Below are 20,832 nucleotides of genomic sequence, written 5' to 3'. Positions count from 1 at the left end.
CTCCTTACGGTTAAACTACTGACTTCGGGTGTTACAAACTCTCATGGTGTGACGGGCGGTGTGTACAAGGCCCGGGAACGTATTCACGGCAGTATGCTGACCTGCCATTACTAGCAATTCCGACTTCATGCAGGCGAGTTGCAGCCTGCAATCTGAACTGGGACAACATTTTGGGATTCGCTCGGCCTCGCGACCTGGCTGCCCTCTGTTGTTGCCATTGTAGTACGTGTGTAGCCCAGGACATAAGGGGCATGATGATTTGACGTCGTCCCCACCTTCCTCCGTTTTGTCAACGGCAGTCTCGCCAGAGTGCCCAGCTTAACCTGATGGCAACTGACAATAGGGGTTGCGCTCGTTGCGGGACTTAACCCAACATCTCACGACACGAGCTGACGACAACCATGCACCACCTGTCTCTCTGTCCCCGAAGGGAAATCTATATCTCTATAGCGTTCAGAGGATGTCAAGCCCTGGTAAGGTTCTTCGCGTTGCGTCGAATTAAACCACATACTCCACTGCTTGTGCGGGCCCCCGTCAATTCCTTTGAGTTTCAACCTTGCGGTCGTACTCCCCAGGTGGAATACTTATTGCGTTAGCTGCGGCACAGAGGGAGTCGATACCCCCTACACCTAGTATTCATCGTTTACGGCGTGGACTACCAGGGTATCTAATCCTGTTTGCTCCCCACGCTTTCGCGCCTCAGCGTCAGTTACTGTCCAGATAGCCGCCTTCGCCACTGGTGTTCCTCCTAATATCTACGCATTTTACCGCTACACTAGGAATTCCACTATCCTCTCCAGTACTCAAGATCCGTAGTTTCAGATGACCCTTCCGAGTTAAGCCCGGAGATTTCACATCTGACTTACAGACCCGCCTACACGCCCTTTACACCCAGTAAATCCGGATAACGCTTGCCACCTACGTATTACCGCGGCTGCTGGCACGTAGTTAGCCGTGACTTGTTCTTCAGGTACAGTCATTTCTTCGTCCCTGATCAAAGAAGTTTACAATCCGAAGACCTTCTTCCTTCACGCGGCGTTGCTGGGTCAGGGTTTCCCCCATTGCCCAATATTCCCCACTGCTGCCTCCCGTAGGAGTCTGGGCCGTGTCTCAGTCCCAATGTGGCCGTTCAACCTCTCAGTCCGGCTACCGATCGTTGACTTGGTAGGCCTTTACCCTACCAACTATCTAATCGGACGCGAGCCCATCTTTTGCCGGATTTCTCCTTTGATCTACTCCAGATGCCTAGAGTAGATGTTATGCGGTATTAGCACTGGTTTCCCAGTGTTATTCCCCAGCTAAAGGCAGGTTGCTCACGTGTTACTCACCCGTCCGCCGCTAGGTTTAATCTTTCCGTCCTAAGACTTCCTTATTAAACCCCGCTCGACTTGCATGTGTTAGGCACGCCGCCAGCGTTCATCCTGAGCCAGGATCAAACTCTCAAATAAATTATTATCCGAGAACCTTTTGGCTCTTTGTTTACTTGCTCAACTCTTTGTTAGAATTGATTTTTGGCTCGTCTTTTGTCTTTTACACTGTTCAATTTTCAAGGTTCCTCCCCTCACGCTCTCGTGAGGTGCTCGACTATATTAACATCGTACTTTCCTTTTGTCAACACCTATTTTCAGTGTTTTTTCAGTTCTCTCATTCTTCGCTTTCTAAGCCGTAAGAGACCCTTTTACGCTGTAATAAACAAAAAACAGACCTTATACTTTAAATAATATAAAGTATAAGACCTGCTAATTTTATTTAATAAGTAAGCTAGATATCAATTACAGACAAAGTCTATAGATGTTTTCTATATCTTCTGTCGTCAAAGGTTGGAATGAACCAAGACGCTGTCCTTCTTTGAGACCCACTTTAGCAGCCATCTTTGATATATCCTCTTCTTTCGCCCCTAGCTCGTCAAATCTAATAGGCAATCCTATTGATGACCAGAAGCGCTCAAGCTTTTCAATACCTTCAAGAGCTGTTTTCTCCGGATTTTGATAATCCATTTCACAATTCCAGACTCTTACTGCCAATTGCGCATATCTCATAACATCATGTTTTAATGTATATTTCATAAATGCCGGGAAAACTACTGCCAAGCCTGCACCATGGGCAACATCATACAAGGCAGATAATTCATGTTCAATATCATGACTTGACCAATCCTGTTCTCGACCTACACCACAGGCATTATTATGAGCCACTGTCCCTGCCCACATAATATTTGCTCTTGCTCCATAGTTATTGGGGTCAGCCATAACTATAGGAATATCACGGATAAGAGTCTGTAATACAGATTCACATAAACGATCGGTAAATTCAACATCTGGTGTATTGCTTAGATAACGTTCAAAAATATGTGCCATCATATCTGCACAGCCACAAGCAGTTTGATAAGGTGGCAAAGTGAATGTCAGTTCAGGATTCATTATAGAAAATACCGGTCTGATAGATTGATCGCTTCGACCACGCTTAAGCATGCCTTCTTCCTGAGTTATGACACTTGATTCCGAACCTTCACTTCCAGCAGCTGGTATTGTAAGAACAGTTGCTACCGGCAATGTATTTTGCGGATCTGCTTTTTGAGCATAAAAATCCCAAAAGTCGCCATCATAATTAACTCCCATGGCCACAGCTTTTGCAGAGTCAATGGCACTACCTCCTCCAACAGCTAAAATAAAATCGACTTTTTCTTTTCTACATAATTCTATTGCTTCATAAACAAGACCGCTTCTTGGATTAGGTTTAACACCTCCAAGCTCTACCCATGATATTTTTTCATCATCAAGAGATTTCTTTACTCTATCCAAAAGACCACTTTTGACAACTGATCCACCGCCAAAATGAAGTAAAACCTTTGACCCCTTAAAACGTTTGACATATTTGCCTGTTTCCATTTCAGTATCTTTTCCAAAGACAAAACATGTCGGACTCCAAAATTCAAAATTAAGCATATTATTCCTCCTGCTAAACAAATTAATATACATATTAGTATATGCTTTCATATAGGCATATATATATATTATGACTATTCTGTTTATTTAACAAGCCATAACGCTTGTAGGATTTGTTTATTTTCCAGAAAGACAGAAAATGCTTTGAATTTTCTTGTATAGTAGCCAATTAACCGCTAAAATAACGTTGATCATTCATCTAAATTATAATGGGGGGAAAATTTATGAATTCCAGAAATAGAATTTGCGGCTCTAAAGTTGCAGTTGTAGGATCGGGCTCTGTTGGTGCTTCCATTGCTTTTGCAATGTCTATAAAGCAACTTTGCAGCGAGCTTATCCTGATCGATATCAACCAGGATAAAGCAGAAGGTGAAACAATGGATATTAATCATGGTTTACCTTTTCTTGGACAAATGTCTGTAAGACCTGGTGACTATAGTGATTGCGCAGATTGTGATGTAATAGTAATGACGGCAGGTATGCCCAGAAAGCCAGGAGAAACACGACTGGATCTCGCACGTAAAAACGTTGCTTTAGGCAAAGAAATTACAGAAAACATCATGAAGTATTACAATGGTGGTGTAATCTTAGTTGTTTCTAATCCTGTTGACGTCATGACATACATGGTTTCAAAGTGGTCAGGACTTCCCAAAGGCAGGGTTATAGGTTCAGGTACAGTTCTTGACAGTGCCCGTTTCAGATATTTATTGAGCGAAAGATTAGATATAGACGTGAAAAATGTCCACGGGTATATTATCGGAGAACATGGTGATTCTCAATTACCAGCCTGGAGTGCTACCAACATTGCAGGTTTATCTATTGATGATTACTGCAAAACCTCTGGTATAGAATTTGACGATGCTGACCGTATTCAAATTATTGAGGCAACAAAAAAAGCTGGTGCAGAGATTATCAAGCGCAAAGGCGCAACATATTATGCAATAGCCATAGCTGTCAATACAATTGTTGAATCAATACTAAAAGGAACAAGCACAATTCGTACAGTCGGAACTGTTCTAAGTGGAGAATACGGAATTAGTGACGTTGTTGTAAACGTACCCTCAATTGTCGGTGCTGATGGAGTGGAAAGAATTCTTGAACTTGAACTGGACGAACAGGAATTACGTTTTTTGCGCCATTCAGCTGAACAGGTGAAGAAAGTTCTCGAGCAGGTCATAGATATTTGAAAATTTTATAAATGAAGATTAGTAATTACCTTAAAACAAAAAGGGCTGTCTGCAGACAGCCCCTTTTTTATGGAAATTTTATTTTATTCCTGCTCCTGCGTAACAGTCTGTTCCGAATTTACATTATCTTCACTGGATTGATCTATACCTACAGGATTAGATGTGTCTTCTTCTGATTCTTCTTCGCAAGCTTCTCTGTCAATGCAAGCAAGATCTACAACTTTACCATCACGAACTCTCATCAGAGTAACTCCTTGAGTAACCCTTGATAAGATCGGAATTTCAAAAGCAGACATTCTGATCATTACGCCTAGATCATTAATCAGAACAATATCATTCTCATCACTGACTAAAGCAATGCCAACAAGTTTACCTGTTTTTTCCGAAGGTTTATAAGTAATCAGGCCTTTACCACCACGTGATTGAACTCTGTATTCATCTAGTTCAGTTCTTTTACCAAAACCTTTTTCCGATACTACCAACAAATTTCTATCTGGGGAAGTTGGCGCCATACCTATAACCTGATCTTCGTCAACAAGCATTATTCCACGAACACCTTGTGTGTTACGGCCTGTTGCTCTTACATCAGAATCCTTAAATCTTATTGACAAGCCATTTTTAGTTACCAGAACAATATCATCTTGCTCATTTGTAAGCTGAACACCAATCAATTCATCATCTTCGCGCAAGCTTATAGCAATAAGACCATTACGGTTAATGTTACTGTAATCAATCAACTCAGTCTTTTTAACAACACCACGAAGAGTTGCCATCATAAGGCATCCGCCTTGATCAAATGACTGAATAGGAATAATTGCTCTTATTTTTTCCCCTGCATCAAGATGGAGCAGGTTTACAATGGCCGTTCCTTTTGCCTGCCTGCCAGCCTCTGGTATCTGATAACCTTTCAGACGGAAAACTTTTCCGAAACTGGTAAAAAACAGCAGTGTTGCATGTGTAGAGGTAGATATCATTCGTTCAACAAAATCTTCCTCTCTTGTCTGCATACCAGTCACACCTCGACCGCCTCGGTGTTGTGTACTGCAATTATCCATAGACATTCTTTTAACATAACCAAAATGTGTAAGTGTGACCATTATTGATGCTTCTTGAATCAGTGATTCATCATCTATATCATCGTCGCCACCTATTTCAATTGAACTTCTTCTCTCATCACCATATTTATTTTTTACCTGAGCCAGCTCTTCTTTAATAATTCCCAGCAAAAGAGGTTCTTCAGATAAGACTCTAATAAACCAATCTATTTTTTCGCATAAATCATTAAACTCATTTTGAAGTTTTTCCTGTTCAAGACCTGTTAATCGTCCAAGTCTCATATCAACTATATGTTGTGCCTGTTTATCACTGAAATCAAAACGCTCAATTAATCGTTTTTTTGCTTCATCTTCATTTCGCGAAGAACGAATTATACTAATTACTTCATCTATATGATCTATAGCTTTGCGTAGACCTTCTACTATGTGCCGACGAGCTTCCGCCTTTTCAAGTTCAAATTTTGTACGGCGACTTACTACGTCTTTCTGATGATCAATATAGTGTTTAAGAGCATCCGTTAAATTGATCACACGCGGCTCATACTTACCCTCATTATCCTGAACGAGAGCAAGCATATTAGCATTAAAAGAGTCTTGCAGTTGAGTATGTTTATATAACTGATTTAATACAACATTTGCATTAGCATCCCTCTTCAGTTCAATTACTATACGAACAGCATCATTTCTATCTGACTCGTCTCTTAAATCAGAGATTCCTTCAATTTTTTTGTCTTTAACGAGATCAGCCATTCGTTCAATCAGACGCGCTTTATTTACCATATAGGGCAAATCATTAACAACTATGCGCTGCCTGTTGTTTTTCATATCTTCTATTTCTGTTCTGGCTCGGACAACTATCCTGCCCCGACCTGTTCTATATGCAGACTTTATTCCCGAAGTACCTAAAATAGTAGCACCTGTAGGAAAGTCAGGACCTTTTATTACGGTCATCAAATCATCAACCGTTGCATCAGGTTGATCAATGAGCATCATGACTCCATCTATTACTTCTGCAAGATTATGGGGCGGTATGCTGGTTGCCATACCAACAGCTATTCCTATTGATCCGTTTACAAGCAGACTTGGAAATCTGGCAGGCAGAACAACAGGTTCCATAACGTGTTCATCAAAGTTTGGCCGATAATCTACAGTATCCTTATTTATATCGCTCATCATTTCCATAGATATTTTGGAAAGTCGAGCTTCCGTATAACGGTATGCAGCCGGAGAGTCACCATCACGAGAACCGAAATTGCCGTGACCGTCGACAAGCATGTGGCGCATTGAAAAGTCTTGAGCCATTCTTACCATTGAGTCGTAAACAGCAGCATCTCCATGTGGATGGAAACGTCCAAGAACATCACCAACAGTAGTAGCACATTTACGATAAGGCTTATCCGGGGTAAACCCCTGTGTATACATTGAATATAGAATTCTACGGTGCACTGGTTTAAGTCCATCCCGGACATCAGGCAGCGCTCTATCAGAAATAACACTCATTGCATAATCAATGAATGATTTTTTCATTTCATCTTCTAAATCAACTGGAATAATAGTATTTGCTGGATTTTGGAAAGCTGCATCAACAGCAGCTTCTTTTATTTTCTGCAGTTCCTTTTTATCTAAATTTTTAAGGTCCTGATTCTTGTCAAGCTCATCAGCCATTCAAGTATTTCCTCCTGTCATTACCGTTCAGATCATCTCTTCTATTATAGCATAAATCCCTGCAAAAGGCTTGTTCAAAACAAAGGTTCTTCCTGAGGACGTCCAGGTTTTCTTGGATACTGCATGGGTGTTTTATTAGTTTTTTTAATATATAACAGTGTTCTTTTCATATCGGTTCCCGACAAAGTAAATCTATCTTGCTTCTCAAGTGTTCCACCCAAAATTCCTATGGCTTTCAGACTAAGCTCTTTGCTTTCATCTAAATCTCCCTTCATTGCTATAAAATAGCCTCCCGGTTTAACAAAGGGCAAACAGTATTCGCATAATACCGGTAATGGTGCAACTGCTCTTGCAGTCACTAGATCGTATTTTTCACGTAACACTTTACTTTTAGCAGCGTCTTCTGCTCGTCCATGTTTACAAGAAATGTTTTTAAGAGCTAGCTCTCCAATAACGTCATTTAGAAATTTTATTCTTTTGTTTAGCGAGTCTAATAAAGTGATTTCAATATCAGGTCTTAAAATTTTTATCGGCAGACCTGGAAATCCGGCCCCTGTTCCCACATCTATAAGCGAAATATTCTTTTTCCCGGAACTTTTAACAAAATTGTCTATAAAAGGCAAAAGAGTCCAGCAATCAAGAAAATGCCGGATTGCAACATCGTCTGGAGCGGTAAGTGCTGTAAGATTTATTTTTGTATTCCATTCAATCAGTAATTCCACATACCGCAATGATTTTTCTTCCTGATCCGCACTAAGAATAATGCCGGCTTTTTCTTGTGCCTGCCTTAGGGATTCTCTATATGATTCTTTGTCAAATTTAGCTAAATCTGATTTTTTTTGGTCAGACATTTGTCTCTCCTTGATTTATCTCATTGATTATTTTTTGTAATTTTCCAGATACACCAGAAGTACAGATATATCAGCAGGCGATACCCCTGAAATTCTGCCTGCCTGTCCTATTGAAACAGGTTTAATTTTATTGAGCTTTTGCTGTGCTTCAATTCTCAATCCCTTAATTTGAAAATAGTCGAGATTTTCTGGCAGCATTTTACTTTCCATTTTCTTGAATTTTTCAATTCTACTTGCCTCAAGACTAATATATCCTTCATATTTTACTTCTACCTCTACAGCAAAACAAACTGCTTCCGGCAAGTCAGGTCTTTGTTGATCAATAGTTTCCAACGCTTTATAATTTAATTCCGGCCGTTTAAGCAAGTCAGCCAGCAAAGTTCCACTTTTTATCATGGTGCTATTATATTTTTTCAAAACAGCTTCTATCTCTAAGCAAGGTCTGACTCTTTCGCTTTTTAAGCGGGCAATTTCTGAAGCAATTTGTTTTTGCTTTTCTAAATATTGCTTCCATCTTATCTCACTGATCAATCCCAATTTATATCCAAGAGGAGTCAATCTTGAATCTGCATTATCCTGACGAAGAAGCAGCCTGTATTCTGCTCTGGATGTCATCATCCTGTAGGGCTCCGAAGTTCCTTTAGTTACAAGATCATCTATCAGGACACCGATGTATGCCTGCGATCGATCAATCAGAACTGGTTGTTTATCCGAAAGCTTATGAGCAGCATTTATTCCTGCAATTATCCCTTGTGCTGCAGCCTCTTCATAACCGGACGAACCATTTATTTGTCCTGCACAAAAAAGATTATCTACTTCATGTGTCTCAAGAGAGAGATGTAAACATGTCGGATCTATACAATCATATTCTATCGCATACGCACTTCTCATTATTTGAGCTTTCTCAAGTCCGGGTACAGATTTTACCATCTGCTGCTGAACTTCTTCCGGCATACTGCTGGAAAAACCCTGAATATACATTTCGCAAGAATTCCTACCAGTGGGTTCAATAAAAATTTGATGTCTCTGCTTATCAGGAAATTTAACAAATTTATCTTCAATCGACGGACAATACCTTGGACCCACACCTTCAATGACTCCGCTAAACAAAGGCGATCTTGCTATGTTTTCATTTACTATTTGTTTAGTATTTTCACTTGTCCAGGTTAACCAACAGGGAATCTGATCAGCTGCATCTAATACACTTTTATTCTCATTTTCAAAAGAAAATGAAGTGATACTTTGATCTCCTGGCTGTAATTCCAAATCCGAAAAAGATATTGATCTGCTGTTTACTCTCACGGGAGTACCTGTTTTAAACCTCACTATCGGTAAATTCAACCGGCGAAGATTGTCCGTTAACCCAGTAGCAGCAAATAGACCATCCGGCCCGCCTTCATACTGGCATTCACCCATTATTATCTTACTATTCAAATAAGTTCCTGTCGCTAATATAACAGCTTTGCAAGGTCTTATGGCATAACTTTTAGTCATAACACCTTCAATATATTTTTTCTTGTTATTTTCATTGTAATTTGTCAGAATTTCAACAATTTCACCTTGAAAAAGCTCGAGATTAGGCTGTTTTTCAATAACACTTTTCATGAAATCAGAATATGCTCTGCGATCTATTTGTGCCCTTGGTGATAAAACTGCCGGACCTCTTGACGCATTCAGCATCCTGAATTGAAGCATCGTCTGATCAGCAACCCGTCCCATTTCTCCACCCAGAGCATCTATTTCTCTTACTAACTGACCCTTGGCTGTTCCTCCTATATTAGGATTACATGGCATATTAGCAAGACTATCCAGATTCATTGTATAAAGAACTGTTTTTTTGCCTAATCTGGCAGAGGCCAGTGCCGCTTCACAACCGGCATGACCTGCCCCAATAACTACTATCTCGCATTCCGGTTGAAGCCATGCTCCTTTTTTCTCAAGCGCCTTCTTTATCGTTAACATATATCTCTCCATGCCCTCAACGCTGATTCCATAAGACTATTTTCCAACACAAAACCGGGAAAAAATAGCTTGGACTATTTCTTCAGATACACAATCACCAGTAATTTCGGACAATGCTTCTGCCGATGATCTTAAAAGCATTGCAATTAAATCAAGCGTCAAGTTATTATTTAAAGCAGTTTCTGCCTCACTTAACATTTTTACGGCGTTTGCTGCCGCTTCTTTATGGCGTATATTGGTTATCAAAACAGATTCATTCGAAGATTGTCCATGATCATTATAAATTTTATGTATTAAAGCACGAATTTCCTTCAATCCTTCTCCTGTAATGGCAGAAAAAGAAATAATTTGCTGACTGGGAAATTCCGAAACCAATCTGGCCTTTATTTCCTGGTTTTCGTTTAAATCTTCTTTACCACAAACAATCATCAACGGTACATCATTTTTCAATGCATTACTTATATCTGTAATTTCATTTGCCAAGCTTGATATAGGAGGAGAAACAAGCCAAATTAGCAGATCAGCTTTTTCCATTGCTTGTTTTGCTCTGTTAATTCCAAGCTTTTCAACAGGATCCGCTGATTCTCTTATACCTGCGGTATCAATCAAATGCACAGGCAATCCATCCAGATCAATCGTTTCTCTAATTGTATCACGTGTTGTACCTGGTATATCTGTTACTATAGTTCGCTCGAATCCGGCAAGTTGATTCATCATAGAGGATTTACCTGCATTTGGTTTTCCTGCTATAACAACAGTCATGCCTTCACTCAAAAGTCTTCCTTGACTATAGGAATCTGTAAGATGCTGTATTGTTTGCTTTACCAAAACAATCTGCTTTTTAAGATCATTTATATTTTCCGGGGTCTCTTCATGCTCTGGAAATTCCAGTATCAACTCCGTCCTGGCCAACAACTCATAAATTCTATCTTTTGATTTTTTTATTTGCTCTGAAACCTGCCCTTGTAACTGATTAAGAGCAGCTTTTGCTTGTAATCTTGCTTCTGAAGAAATAATATCCATTACAGCTTCTGCCTGTGCCAAATCAAGCTTTCCATTAAGAAAAGCTCTTTTAGTAAATTCACCTGGACCAGCTGCTTTAACACCTGAAGACAAAATATTCGAAAGTATTTCTTCTTTAATAGCCGTTCCGCCATGACATGATATTTCTAAAATATCTTCACCTGTATAAGAACGTGGAGCTGAAAATTTTGTCACAACAACCTGATCAATTTTTCTGCTTTTAGAAAAACCATCCTCAGGCTTTTGATAAGAAAGCCAATAACCTGCAGCACAGGTATAGCCTGACATCTGACTATATTTTTTCGGATTTTTCCCTGCAGGTTCAAACATTGTATCGCCGATATAATCAGAAGCCGGTCCCGAAATTCTTATTACAGCTATTCCACTCTGACCTGGAGGCGTTGCTATAGCGGCAATAGTTTCAGAGAGCTTATCGGCCACATCATCTGTAAATTGATTTATCATATTTCCTCTCTCCGTTTTTCAACAAAAACAGCCACAGGGTCTCCGCCCTATGGCCGCTGATGATTATATTTTGAACTGGCAGGGCCATACTGAATAATATATGATCAATCCTGCTGATCAGGAGCAATTACAACATATCTGTCAGGATCAACGCCTTCACTAAAAGTTGTTATGCCAGGAAAAGACTGCAAAGCAGAATGAATTATTCTACGCTCAGATGGCTTCATAGGATCAAGTTTATATTGACGGCCGCTGCGACTTACCTTGCTGGCAGTTCTTTCAGCTATACCAATTAAAGTCTGTTCTCTTCTTTTGCGGTATCCACCAATATCAACAACTACCCTCAAGTGATCTTCTGAATGTTTATTGGCAACTAAAGAAGATAAATACTGTATAGCATCAAGTGTCTCACCATGTCTTCCTATAGCAGCACCACAATCTTTTCCGCTTACATCTATATGAAGATTGTCATCCTGATAATAAGAACTTATACGCCCATGAATACCTATGCCCTTCAGAATGTCTGCAATATAATCCATTGTTTCCGATTCAGCTAAAGATTCAGGCTCATCTGTAAATTCATCATCACCATAATAAACAGGTTCTTCGTCATCATTGCTTAAACTCTCTGAATCAAGAGGTTCACCCTGTTCCTCTTGTTCAAAATCATCTTCAGGAAAAGTCAATTCTTCCTGATCAGCAAGCGAAACACGGACTCTGGCCGGACGGCGGCCTATTCCTAGCAAGCCTCCACTTTCACCTTCATCCAAAACCTCTATAACCACTTCATCTTCACTTACACCCAGACTTTCAAGTGCATCATTAATTGCCTGTTGAACAGTCTTAGCTGTTTTTTCTATTGATTCAGACATCGTATACCTCCTGATATCCAATAATCCGGTTTTATCTCTACAGATCAGTGTGAAACTTCAACTTCAATATTTTTCTTTGGAGCCAAGTTCTCATCACTCTGATCTTTATTTTGTTTCTCCAATTTTTTTGTAAACAGGAAATAGATGATAACAGACTGAAGTATCATCATCATATTGCCAACTATCCAGTAAAGACCCATTGCTGCGGGGAAAGTAAAAGTAGTCCAAAGCATAAATATAGGCATTATTATGTTCATGCTTTTCATCATTGACTCTGTGCTATCCTGAGGAGACTGCCCTGCTCTTGCAGGATTCTTTTTGTCACGTTCTTTATCGATAGCTTTCTGCTTGCGATTAAGCATGGTCATCCTTGAAACTCTCATTTGAATCAATGTTGTACCTAAAACGAGAACAGGTATCAGAAGCAGAGGCAGATACGTCCATCTGTTATCTCCAAATAGCAAAGCAGGGCGATATGTAGGTGTTAATCCCAGATTCATACCTAAAAAATCGACGTTTATCAACTGATTAAGATTAAGCCAGCCTTCATTTACTATATGGGCTAAAGACGAAGCACTTGAATCAAGTGCGTTGAGAATTGGGATGTTCATTGTTGCCGCAGCATCAGCAGCACTTTGCGATATAAGGGGGTTTCCTGCAGAATCTAAGGTCTGATGAAGGTATTGACCTATTTTCTCCAGATTTTCCGTAGATACATGCATTATATGCCTAAGAGGTGCCTGGATTATTCTAAAAATAGGCCAGATAATAATCAGCTGCAAAATCGAGGGCAGGCAACCAGCCATAGGAGAAGCTCCATGATGTTTGTAAAGTTCCATCTGAAGTTCACTCTGTTTAGCCTTATCATCGGGATAAAGACGCTTTATTTCAGCAATTTCCCCTGCAAGAGCCTGCTGCTTTAAAGTGTTTTTTTGCTGATTAATTCCCAAGGGAATCATCAAACCTCTTAATATTATTGTGAAAACAACTATTACTAAGCCGTAATTGCCTATTACATCGTACAAAACACGCATGACCCAACCAAAAGCAGTATAAAGCGGGTCCATCAAACCTAAAGAAACTATGGCAAGATCCATTAAACGATCTCCTTTCACTTGACAGGATCATAACCGCCTTTGGAAAAAGGATTACAACGCAGTATTCGCCATATAGCTAATCCTGAGCCTTTAACCGGACCGTAGCGATTGATCGCATCAATAGCATACTGGGAACAAGTTGGCATATATTTACACTGACTTCCCAGATGCCTGGATATATATTTCTGATAGAACCTGATCGACACTATCATTATTCTTACAATAAAAGCTTTAATTTTTTGCCTGATCATGGTGCATCACATCTATCTTGCCATAAACCGGCACGTTTGAACAGATGCATCATTTCACGATTAACCGTAAAATAATCAGGCAGATCCTCAGCCATACGACCGACTATGATTATATCATAACCTGGTTTTAAATCAGCCTTAATAAGTCTTAGACTTTCTCTGATTAACCTCTTATAGCGGTTACGCCTGACAGCTCCTTTTAAACGACGAGCAACCGTGACCCCTACACGAAGGCCACGGTTTGGCCTTTTAAGATAATGCAAAACCAAAACCCTTCCCGATACATGACGACCTTTTTTATATACACGGGAGAATTCATAATTATATCTTAGTTTGCTCTCCTGCTTCATAAGCTATCCTTTTAAATTTTTTGCCGGACCATGCCTTAAAGCCGGATTTATGGCCGAGTAAGAAGAAAGACCACAAAGTTGCGGTCTCAGGCAGATAATCTCTTTCTCCCTTTAAGTCTACGCTTACGCAGAACTTCACGACCCGAAGCTGTTTTCATTCTTTTTCTGAAGCCATGTTCTTTGGCTCTGTGCCTTTTTTTAGGCTGAAATGTCATTTTCATTTGTATGTTCACCTCCACGAGTTTGTTTATACAATAGCTTAAGCATTATACAAGCCATCAATACATAATGTCAACCTTGAAAACCATACTTGAAAGCCATATTTAGATTTACATTTAAACCCGGGCATACTTTTATTTTTTTAGACTACTTTTATTTTTAAGTCTAGCTTCCCGAGAGGTGTAAATCAATTCTCCCACTTTGTCCGTTTGCGGCCATTACAGCTTCGGTTCTGTCCAGTGATGCCTGCATCAAATCGGAAGTAGTATCAAACGAAGCTGGATCTTCCAGTGCATCTACAACCGCAACAACTCTATGTGAGGGAATGCCTTCTTCCTGAACTCTTACAACATGAATCGGGATATATTCTGCTCTGGTAATTTTTATTTCATTTCCAGATTTGTTTATTATCACCCTTGCCATAAGACCATCCTGACCTCTTCCTGATGCATTACCTGTATCAAAGTACTGATTGCTTATAAAATTACCAAGCGAATAATAAACCAGCATTTCATGATCAGATTTGCTTGATTTAACAAAATCAACTTCCTGAACCACATGGGGGTGATGACCTATAATGAGATCAACTTCGGCATCCGCAAAAGTCTGTGCCATAAATTGCTGATAAGAATTGCTATGTATAGCATACTCATCTCCCCAATGCATTATCAGGCAAATAAACTCTGCGCCCTCTTCTCTCATAAGCTCGACTCTATCTAAGATATTTTGAACATCAGCTTCAAACAGCTCAGCCCTGTAAGGATTAAAAGAATCTATCAGATCTTCTGCTTCCACCGGCATTGTTATCCCATTAAGAGCTCTATTGGTTTCCGTACCGATTGTTTCAAATGAAAAAGAAGAAAACCCGATCGTTATGCCATTAACATTTTCTACACGATAACTTTTGTCAGAGGAATTTGCTTTGGTACCTATATTGGGTAACCCATTTTCCCGAAATACCTCTGCCGTTCTAATCAGACCGGCAAGACCTCTATCTATACTATGGTTGTTAACTGTGCTTGCAAGATCAAATCCTGTTCTAATCAATGAAGGAACAATATCATCCGGGGCAGAAAACATAGGATATCCAGAATAAGGTTCACCCCCAAGAGTCCCCTCAAAATTAAGAATAGAATAATCAGCAGAATCTATAATATTTTTTACATATTTGAATACAGGATCAAAATTATACTCTGTTTCACCATCTACAACTCTTTTTACCCCTTCGATGACCGGCATATGTAAAAGCACGTCACCAACTGCAACAATCTCAATTTCTGCTTCCTCTAAAACAGTTTCAGACGGCTCTGTTTCTTGCTTAACCGTACTTTGCTGGTCTTTATGATCCCCTAAAGTAGTTTCAGAGGCATTTATATTTTGAGTTTGATCAGACGCTGTTTTTTCTCCACCTAAAACATGGGAAAAATTCGCACCATTTATCAGAAAGCTTCTGGCTGCAGGGCTGAAAGCCAAAACAAGAGTAAAAATAACAAGTACACATGTTATTGCCGCAGCAATTTTTTTGCCATTTTTCTTTTTATGTTTTCTATAATTCTGCTTGCCATCATAAATATGATTATCACCATGAATTTTTGATTTTCGGCTTTTTTTCAAAGACATCTCGCTCTTCTCCCTATCACATTAAGACCATAATTGCTGGTCAAAGCTTTATAAATATTGTCACCTGGCTTTATTTGGCAACAAAGTCTTTCGTGCATTTTATCTCTTGCTTCCTCGCTTTGGTATATGGCAAAAATGCTTGTCCCTGATCCACTCATCAACGCAAGCAATGAATCTTCACTCTCCAGCAATCTTATATAATACTCTAATTCAGGCTTCATTTGAGTTGCTGCAAACTGCATTTCATTTCTGGCATAGTTTGATAAATCAGACCATTTTTTTTGCTTTGCAGTAGCAATCGTTTTCATATTGCCACTGATATTTTTTCTTTCGTTCAAACAAGATTTATTAGCATCAATATATGAAAAAACAGCTGGAGTAGATAACCCAAATGAAGGTTTTATAATTATTAAAGGTTTTTGTTCTAAAGGTTCCAGAGCGGTTATTTTTTCTCCAATTCCTTCACAAAAAGCCAGACCTCCGTTAAGACAAAACGGAACATCAGCACCCGTTTCAGCAGCTATATTATTTAATTGAATTGCAGATAAAGGATTGTCGCTCATTTGATTAAGAGCTTTAAGAACAGCAGCAGCATCTGCACTTGCACCACCCAAACCAGCTTCGGACGGAATTCTTTTTTGAAGCTTAATACGAACAAGCATTTTTTCACCACTGGCTTCAAGCCATTTTTCCGCAGCTCTAAAGCAGGTGTTTTTTTGATCAAGTGGAATGTTTTTCTGATCAGCTTCCAGAAAAATACCGCTTGAACTTTTATCTATTGAAACGTCTACAATATCTGATAAAGTGACAGATTGCATCAAGGACTCAAGCAGATGATATCCATCTGGCCTTCGCCCTGTTATTTTAAGATAAAGGTTAATCTTGGCACATGCCTCAATTGTTAATGCTTGCATGTTCATCTCCAGACTTTAGAAATATGTTCTATCCCTTTGTATTATATATCATTGTTTTTGAATTTTCCTTTAAAATGAAAAGCCTGATTCAACATCGAATCAGGCTAAATTCAAAAAATCTCTTTGTCCAAACTAGCAAAACCACTTTGCATATAGCAGAAAATCAATTTATATATAAATAATTAATTCGCTACTTCACATTTGCAAAATTCATTTTCTGTCTCAATGGCAATTTCTACAACTCTGGTCAGGATATCAACATAACTATATGAAACGAGCTCCTGATATTTATTTAATTTTGAGCAACGAACAGTAAAAACATTTGAATAACAACTGTCCAGTATCCCCTCCTGAACTATTGTCCGCTTACGTCCGCCATTTGACCTTAATCTGATACGTTTTCCTATTTTGGTCTGCATATCCTTGCGACAAGTATCCAGATCTGATTTAACTATCATTTTGCTTGCACCTCCGGTTGCTGATTTCCTTCATATCAAAAAAATCATGCCCCCCACTGTCGAGATTTTAACACTTTCACAAACTAAAGTCAAATTGTTTTAATCTTTATATACTATAAGTTGTGGTATGCCATATCATGATACGCAAAATATTGTATATTACCAAGTAGTTTAATTGTAACTTTTGAAGAAATGATTGTTAAAATTCTGAAAATATGGTATCAAATTTAAATAGCGTCAGAAACTGTAGCTTTTACCGTTAATTAATACTCTATAAAAAAGTTACATAACAATAGGAGGATCCAAATGTTATCAGATATTGAAATTGCAAAAAAAGCAAAAATGAAGCCAATCAATTCGATTGCAGCAGAATTAGGAATAAGTGACTCTGAGCTTGAATCATATGGTCATTATAAGGCAAAAATAAGCGATGACGTGCTAACAAGGTTGAAGAATAATAAAGACGGCAAGTTGGTACTTGTTACAGCAATTAACCCTACACCGGCCGGAGAAGGCAAAACAACAACTACAGTTGGGCTGGGACAGGCATTATCAAAAATAGGAAAAAAAGCGATTATCGCATTAAGAGAACCATCACTAGGCCCTGTTTTTGGTATCAAAGGGGGCGCTGCTGGCGGCGGTTTTTCTCAGGTTTTGCCAATGGAGGATATCAATCTTCATTTTACCGGAGATCTTCATGCCATTACAGCTGCCAACAATCTTCTTGCCGCTATGCTCGACAATCACTTGCAGCAAGGGAATCTTTTGCAGATAGATCCACGCAAAATCCTTTGGAAAAGAAGCCTTGATATGAACGATCGTGCGTTGAGAAATATCATGATAGGCATGGGAGGCCCGCTAAATGGCATCCCCAGACAAGATAGTTTTCAAATAACTGTTGCCTCCGAAATAATGGCGATTTTATGTCTGGCGGATAATCTTGAAGATCTACGTAAAAGAATTGAAAAAATCATTGTCGCCTATACATTCAATGACGAGCCTGTTACAGCAGCCGATTTAAAAGCAGCCGGAGCGATGACAGCCTTGCTAAAAGATGCTATTAAGCCCAATCTCGTTCAAACTCTTGAAAACACACCTGCTTTAATGCATGGGGGGCCTTTTGCTAATATTGCTCATGGTTGCAACAGTATTCAGGCTACCCGTCTGGGACTTAAATTAGCCGATATAGTAGTTACAGAAGCAGGGTTCGGGGCAGATTTGGGAGCAGAGAAATTTTTTGATATAAAGTGCCGTTCAGGCAATTTAAATCCTGATCTGGTAGTGTTGGTAGCTACAATAAGAGCACTGAAATATAATGGTGGTGTAGCCAAATCCGAGTTAGCTGCTGAGAATCTTCAGGCCTTAGAAAAAGGACTTGTAAATTTGGAAAAACATATGGAGAACATTCAAAAGTTTGGTTTGCCTTGTGTTGTAGCCCTTAACAGATTCGATTCCGACACAAATGGCGAAATCAAATTGGTGAGAAAGGCCTGTTCTCAAAGAGGAATTAAACTCACTTTGTCAGAAGTTTTTGCCAAAGGTGGTGAGGGAGGTATCGAGCTGGCTCAAGCAGTATTATCAACTTTAGAAGAAGAGCCGTCGGAATTCAAACCTCTATACGATCTTAATTTGAGTATTAAAGAAAAAATAAATACTATTGCAAAAGAAATATATGGAGCTGATAAAGCAGTTTTCACAACGGCCGCCGAAAAAGATATTGCAGCAATTGAAAAGTCAGGGTATGCTTCTTTGCCGATATGTATGGCCAAAACACAATATAGTCTTTCTGACCAGCCCAATCTTCTGGGGAGACCAGAAAACTTTGACATAACAGTTAGAGAACTGCGTTTATCGGCAGGTGCAGGTTTTATTGTTGCAATTACAGGTAATATAATGACAATGCCAGGTTTACCCAAAAAACCAGCAGCGGAGCAAATAGATGTCTCTAATGGCGAAATCATTGGATTATTTTAATTAGACATTCAAACTGTAGCATACATCAATCAACTATGTTATAATAGTTCGGCGAACAGTCACCGCCGTGTCTGATCTGCAGCCGATCGCTGGTCCTGTGCGATGCGGCCCGTGAACCCCGTCAGGTCCGGAAGGAAGCAGCGGTAAGCGGTCAACCGTATGTGCCGCAGGGTAGCCTGCATCGGTTGCAGGTCAGGCATGGCGGCTTTGTATTGTAATCAAAGCGTCTTTGAGAGGTGCAATATGTCTTATCTTGCCCTGTATCGGGAGTGGAGACCTAAAACTTTTGATGAAGTTGTCGAACAAAAACAGGCTGTATATGCCTTAAGGCAGGCAGTTATAAAAGGGAAAATCGGACACGCATACCTTTTCAGCGGCACGCGCGGTACCGGCAAGACAACTTTGGCAAAAATATTTTCCAGAGCAATTAATTGTCTGGATCCAATAGACGGTAATCCTTGCAATAGCTGTCAGGTCTGCCGAGGTATTCTGGACGGCTCGCTTATGGATGTCGTAGAAATGGACGCAGCTTCTAATAATAGTGTTGATAATATTAGAAGAATCTGTGATGAAGTTGTATTCATGCCTTCACTGGCAAAATACAAAGTCTATATCGTTGACGAGGTGCATATGCTGTCAACGGGTGCATTCAACGCTTTGCTAAAAACTTTGGAGGAACCACCGGCACATGCCGTATTTATTCTGGCCACTACTGAGCCTCATCGTTTGCCTGCAACTATTTTGTCAAGGTGTCAGCGCTATGAATTCAGGCGAATACCTTTGGATAGTATAGCAGTCAGACTTAAAGAAATTGCTAAGGCAGATGATATAGATTTGTCTGATCAGGCTTTAGAGGCCATCGCTACATTTGCCGACGGCGCAATGAGAGATGCCATCAGCCTTCTTGATCAAGCAAGAGCAAGCATCGCCGGCAGAATCGAAAGAGACGATGTAATGCTGCTGGCAGGCATAACTCAAGATAGCTTCATGACTGAAATAGCTACAGCAATTTTAAAAGGAAAAGTAGATATTGTTATAACAAGCATAAATGAACTTGTAATGTCAGGTCGGGATTTATCAAGATTTATTACTGATTTAGCACAATATTACCGAAATCTTTTGATATGTCAGATTTCCAGAGAACCTCAAAAGCTTATACAGACAACAGATTCTGTCATAGAAGACATGATTTCCCTCTCCAAACAGATCAGCCATCAAACAATCATCAAATTAATTCAGGCTTTGTCTGAACTTATGTCTGACCTACGTTGGAGCAGTGATCCTCGCACATTCCTAGAAGTCGGGCTAATTAGAATTATGTCGGAGTTTATCAGTAATGATAATGTTTCGACTAAATGTGAATCCTACCAGAGCAGTACAGAAAAAACAGGAATTACTACTCAACCAAAATCAATTCCAGTTGTTCCTGAGAAGGTACAATCTCCTCAGGAAGATATACCTGACTTAATTATGGAAGAACCACCGGTTGTTCAACAGGATATGCAACCTCCTCAGGAAGATATACCTGACTTAATTATGGAAGAACCACCGGTTGTACAAAGCGAATTTGATCTCAAAGAATTTTGGAATAAAGTCCTTGATCATGTACAGCTTCAAGGACAAATGGTAATGTATTTATTTGGCAAGGCAGCTTCTGTCCGCTTATGTCAGAATGAGTTTCAGGTTATATTTGGCAAAAATGATACTGCTCATTATAAAGAATTCAGCAAAGACCAATCACAGAAAATTTTATCAAAAGCAATTAGGGATATCAGCGGAACAGAAATGAAATTAAAAATCAGATCTGAGGAAGATCCTGAAAAAGCATCTAATGAGGGCTGTGTAAATGCAGAAGAGCCCTGGATAAGAAAAGCAAGAGAAACAGCAGAACAGTTTGGTATACCAATAAAAATGGAGGAATAAA

16 protein-coding genes, 1 rRNA gene and 1 other RNA gene are annotated in these 20,832 nt (G+C 39.5%); 4 read left to right on the top strand and 14 right to left on the bottom strand.

Going from position 1 to position 20,832, the window contains the following annotated elements:
• Both AC0KSB_RS08760 and AC0KSB_RS08755 read right to left on the bottom strand, forming a co-directional pair.
• Positions 1-1,448, bottom strand: a 16S ribosomal RNA gene (locus tag AC0KSB_RS08760); the annotation flags it as partial.
• Between the two features lie 324 nt (positions 1,449-1,772).
• Complete coding sequence (locus tag AC0KSB_RS08755) at positions 1,773-2,945, bottom strand: iron-containing alcohol dehydrogenase (RefSeq protein WP_472308345.1); 1,173 nt, start codon at positions 2,943-2,945, stop codon at positions 1,773-1,775.
• A 224-nt stretch (positions 2,946-3,169) separates the two neighbouring features.
• Here AC0KSB_RS08755 and AC0KSB_RS08750 point away from each other — a divergent pair, with 224 nt between their 5' ends.
• Positions 3,170-4,132, top strand: coding sequence for an L-lactate dehydrogenase (locus AC0KSB_RS08750; protein WP_472308343.1), 963 nt, complete (start codon positions 3,170-3,172; stop codon positions 4,130-4,132).
• Positions 4,133-4,215: 83 nt separating this feature from the next.
• On the opposite strand, the gene gyrA is transcribed toward AC0KSB_RS08750, so the two are convergent.
• From gyrA to AC0KSB_RS08690, 12 genes are all read right to left on the bottom strand, one after another.
• Entirely contained in the window at positions 4,216-6,852 is a 2,637-nt protein-coding gene (gene gyrA / locus AC0KSB_RS08745) for a DNA gyrase subunit A (RefSeq protein ID WP_472308341.1), read from the bottom strand.
• A gap of 74 nt (positions 6,853-6,926) precedes the next feature.
• A complete protein-coding gene (gene rsmG / locus AC0KSB_RS08740; RefSeq protein ID WP_472308339.1) occupies positions 6,927-7,703 on the bottom strand; it encodes a 16S rRNA (guanine(527)-N(7))-methyltransferase RsmG in 777 nt (258 codons plus the stop codon).
• A 27-nt stretch (positions 7,704-7,730) separates the two neighbouring features.
• Positions 7,731-9,665, bottom strand: coding sequence for a tRNA uridine-5-carboxymethylaminomethyl(34) synthesis enzyme MnmG (gene mnmG, locus AC0KSB_RS08735; protein WP_472308337.1), 1,935 nt, complete (start codon positions 9,663-9,665; stop codon positions 7,731-7,733).
• 36 nt (positions 9,666-9,701) lie between these two features.
• Complete coding sequence (gene mnmE / locus AC0KSB_RS08730) at positions 9,702-11,153, bottom strand: tRNA uridine-5-carboxymethylaminomethyl(34) synthesis GTPase MnmE (protein WP_472308335.1); 1,452 nt, start codon at positions 11,151-11,153, stop codon at positions 9,702-9,704.
• 104 nt (positions 11,154-11,257) lie between these two features.
• Positions 11,258-12,025 (bottom strand): RNA-binding cell elongation regulator Jag/EloR, encoded by a 768-nt coding sequence (gene jag / locus AC0KSB_RS08725; RefSeq protein WP_472308333.1) that lies wholly within the window; start codon positions 12,023-12,025, stop codon positions 11,258-11,260.
• Between the two features lie 44 nt (positions 12,026-12,069).
• Entirely contained in the window at positions 12,070-13,122 is a 1,053-nt protein-coding gene (locus tag AC0KSB_RS08720; RefSeq protein ID WP_472308331.1) for a YidC/Oxa1 family membrane protein insertase, read from the bottom strand.
• A 14-nt stretch (positions 13,123-13,136) separates the two neighbouring features.
• Positions 13,137-13,373 carry a membrane protein insertion efficiency factor YidD gene (gene yidD / locus AC0KSB_RS08715; protein WP_472308329.1) on the bottom strand — a complete coding sequence of 79 codons (237 nt, stop codon included), beginning with the start codon at positions 13,371-13,373 and terminating at the stop codon, positions 13,137-13,139.
• The gene (gene rnpA, locus AC0KSB_RS08710) at positions 13,370-13,723 is read right to left on the bottom strand and encodes a ribonuclease P protein component (RefSeq protein WP_472308327.1); all 354 of its coding nucleotides are present in this window, start codon (positions 13,721-13,723) and stop codon (positions 13,370-13,372) included. The genes yidD and rnpA overlap by 4 nt, the downstream gene beginning before the upstream one ends.
• Positions 13,724-13,809: 86 nt before the next feature.
• Complete coding sequence (gene rpmH, locus AC0KSB_RS08705; RefSeq protein WP_472308325.1) at positions 13,810-13,944, bottom strand: 50S ribosomal protein L34; 135 nt, start codon at positions 13,942-13,944, stop codon at positions 13,810-13,812.
• Between the two features lie 163 nt (positions 13,945-14,107).
• Complete coding sequence (locus tag AC0KSB_RS08700) at positions 14,108-15,562, bottom strand: CapA family protein (RefSeq protein ID WP_472308323.1); 1,455 nt, start codon at positions 15,560-15,562, stop codon at positions 14,108-14,110.
• On the bottom strand, positions 15,553-16,476 hold the full coding sequence (locus AC0KSB_RS08695; RefSeq protein ID WP_472308321.1) for a 4-(cytidine 5'-diphospho)-2-C-methyl-D-erythritol kinase: 924 nt from the start codon (positions 16,474-16,476) through the stop codon (positions 15,553-15,555). Before AC0KSB_RS08695 ends, AC0KSB_RS08700 begins: the two co-directional genes overlap by 10 nt.
• Before the next feature lie 182 nt (positions 16,477-16,658).
• Positions 16,659-16,934 carry a Veg family protein gene (locus tag AC0KSB_RS08690; RefSeq protein ID WP_472308319.1) on the bottom strand — a complete coding sequence of 92 codons (276 nt, stop codon included), beginning with the start codon at positions 16,932-16,934 and terminating at the stop codon, positions 16,659-16,661.
• Positions 16,935-17,240: 306 nt separating this feature from the next.
• On the opposite strand from AC0KSB_RS08690, the gene AC0KSB_RS08685 reads away from it, so the two are divergent.
• The 3 genes from AC0KSB_RS08685 to dnaX all read left to right on the top strand — a co-directional run bounded on the left by AC0KSB_RS08685 (position 17,241) and on the right by dnaX (position 20,831).
• Positions 17,241-18,908 carry a formate--tetrahydrofolate ligase gene (locus AC0KSB_RS08685; protein WP_472308317.1) on the top strand — a complete coding sequence of 556 codons (1,668 nt, stop codon included), beginning with the start codon at positions 17,241-17,243 and terminating at the stop codon, positions 18,906-18,908.
• Between the two features lie 38 nt (positions 18,909-18,946).
• An RNA gene (ffs, locus tag AC0KSB_RS08680) (signal recognition particle sRNA large type) lies at positions 18,947-19,121 on the top strand.
• A 30-nt stretch (positions 19,122-19,151) separates the two neighbouring features.
• The gene (dnaX, locus tag AC0KSB_RS08675) at positions 19,152-20,831 is read left to right on the top strand and encodes a DNA polymerase III subunit gamma/tau (protein ID WP_472308315.1); all 1,680 of its coding nucleotides are present in this window, start codon (positions 19,152-19,154) and stop codon (positions 20,829-20,831) included.
• The last annotated feature ends 1 nt before the right edge of the window (position 20,832 follow it).

It is taken from the genome of Ercella succinigenes, from assembly GCF_900002895.1.
The sequence above is the reverse complement of the archived record's forward strand: the minus strand, read 5'-3'. Positions and strand labels throughout refer to the sequence as shown.

Excerpts from the sequence above, each read along its gene's own strand:
- AC0KSB_RS08700 (WP_472308323.1), bottom strand. The coding sequence starts at position 15,562 with ATGTCTTTGAAAAAAAGCCGAAAATCAAAAATTCATGGTGATAATCAT.
- AC0KSB_RS08685 (WP_472308317.1), top strand. The coding sequence starts at position 17,241 with ATGTTATCAGATATTGAAATTGCAAAAAAAGCAAAAATGAAGCCAATC.
- AC0KSB_RS08755 (WP_472308345.1), bottom strand. The coding sequence starts at position 2,945 with ATGCTTAATTTTGAATTTTGGAGTCCGACATGTTTTGTCTTTGGAAAA.
- AC0KSB_RS08720 (WP_472308331.1), bottom strand. The coding sequence starts at position 13,122 with ATGGATCTTGCCATAGTTTCTTTAGGTTTGATGGACCCGCTTTATACT.
- gyrA (WP_472308341.1), bottom strand. The coding sequence starts at position 6,852 with ATGGCTGATGAGCTTGACAAGAATCAGGACCTTAAAAATTTAGATAAA.
- mnmG (WP_472308337.1), bottom strand. The coding sequence starts at position 9,665 with ATGTTAACGATAAAGAAGGCGCTTGAGAAAAAAGGAGCATGGCTTCAA.
- AC0KSB_RS08690 (WP_472308319.1), bottom strand. The coding sequence starts at position 16,934 with ATGATAGTTAAATCAGATCTGGATACTTGTCGCAAGGATATGCAGACC.
- yidD (WP_472308329.1), bottom strand. The coding sequence starts at position 13,373 with ATGATCAGGCAAAAAATTAAAGCTTTTATTGTAAGAATAATGATAGTG.
- AC0KSB_RS08750 (WP_472308343.1), top strand. The coding sequence starts at position 3,170 with ATGAATTCCAGAAATAGAATTTGCGGCTCTAAAGTTGCAGTTGTAGGA.
- mnmE (WP_472308335.1), bottom strand. The coding sequence starts at position 11,153 with ATGATAAATCAATTTACAGATGATGTGGCCGATAAGCTCTCTGAAACT.
- AC0KSB_RS08695 (WP_472308321.1), bottom strand. The coding sequence starts at position 16,476 with ATGCAAGCATTAACAATTGAGGCATGTGCCAAGATTAACCTTTATCTT.
- rsmG (WP_472308339.1), bottom strand. The coding sequence starts at position 7,703 with ATGTCTGACCAAAAAAAATCAGATTTAGCTAAATTTGACAAAGAATCA.
- jag (WP_472308333.1), bottom strand. The coding sequence starts at position 12,025 with ATGTCTGAATCAATAGAAAAAACAGCTAAGACTGTTCAACAGGCAATT.
- dnaX (WP_472308315.1), top strand. The coding sequence starts at position 19,152 with ATGTCTTATCTTGCCCTGTATCGGGAGTGGAGACCTAAAACTTTTGAT.
- rpmH (WP_472308325.1), bottom strand. The coding sequence starts at position 13,944 with ATGAAAATGACATTTCAGCCTAAAAAAAGGCACAGAGCCAAAGAACAT.
- rnpA (WP_472308327.1), bottom strand. The coding sequence starts at position 13,723 with ATGAAGCAGGAGAGCAAACTAAGATATAATTATGAATTCTCCCGTGTA.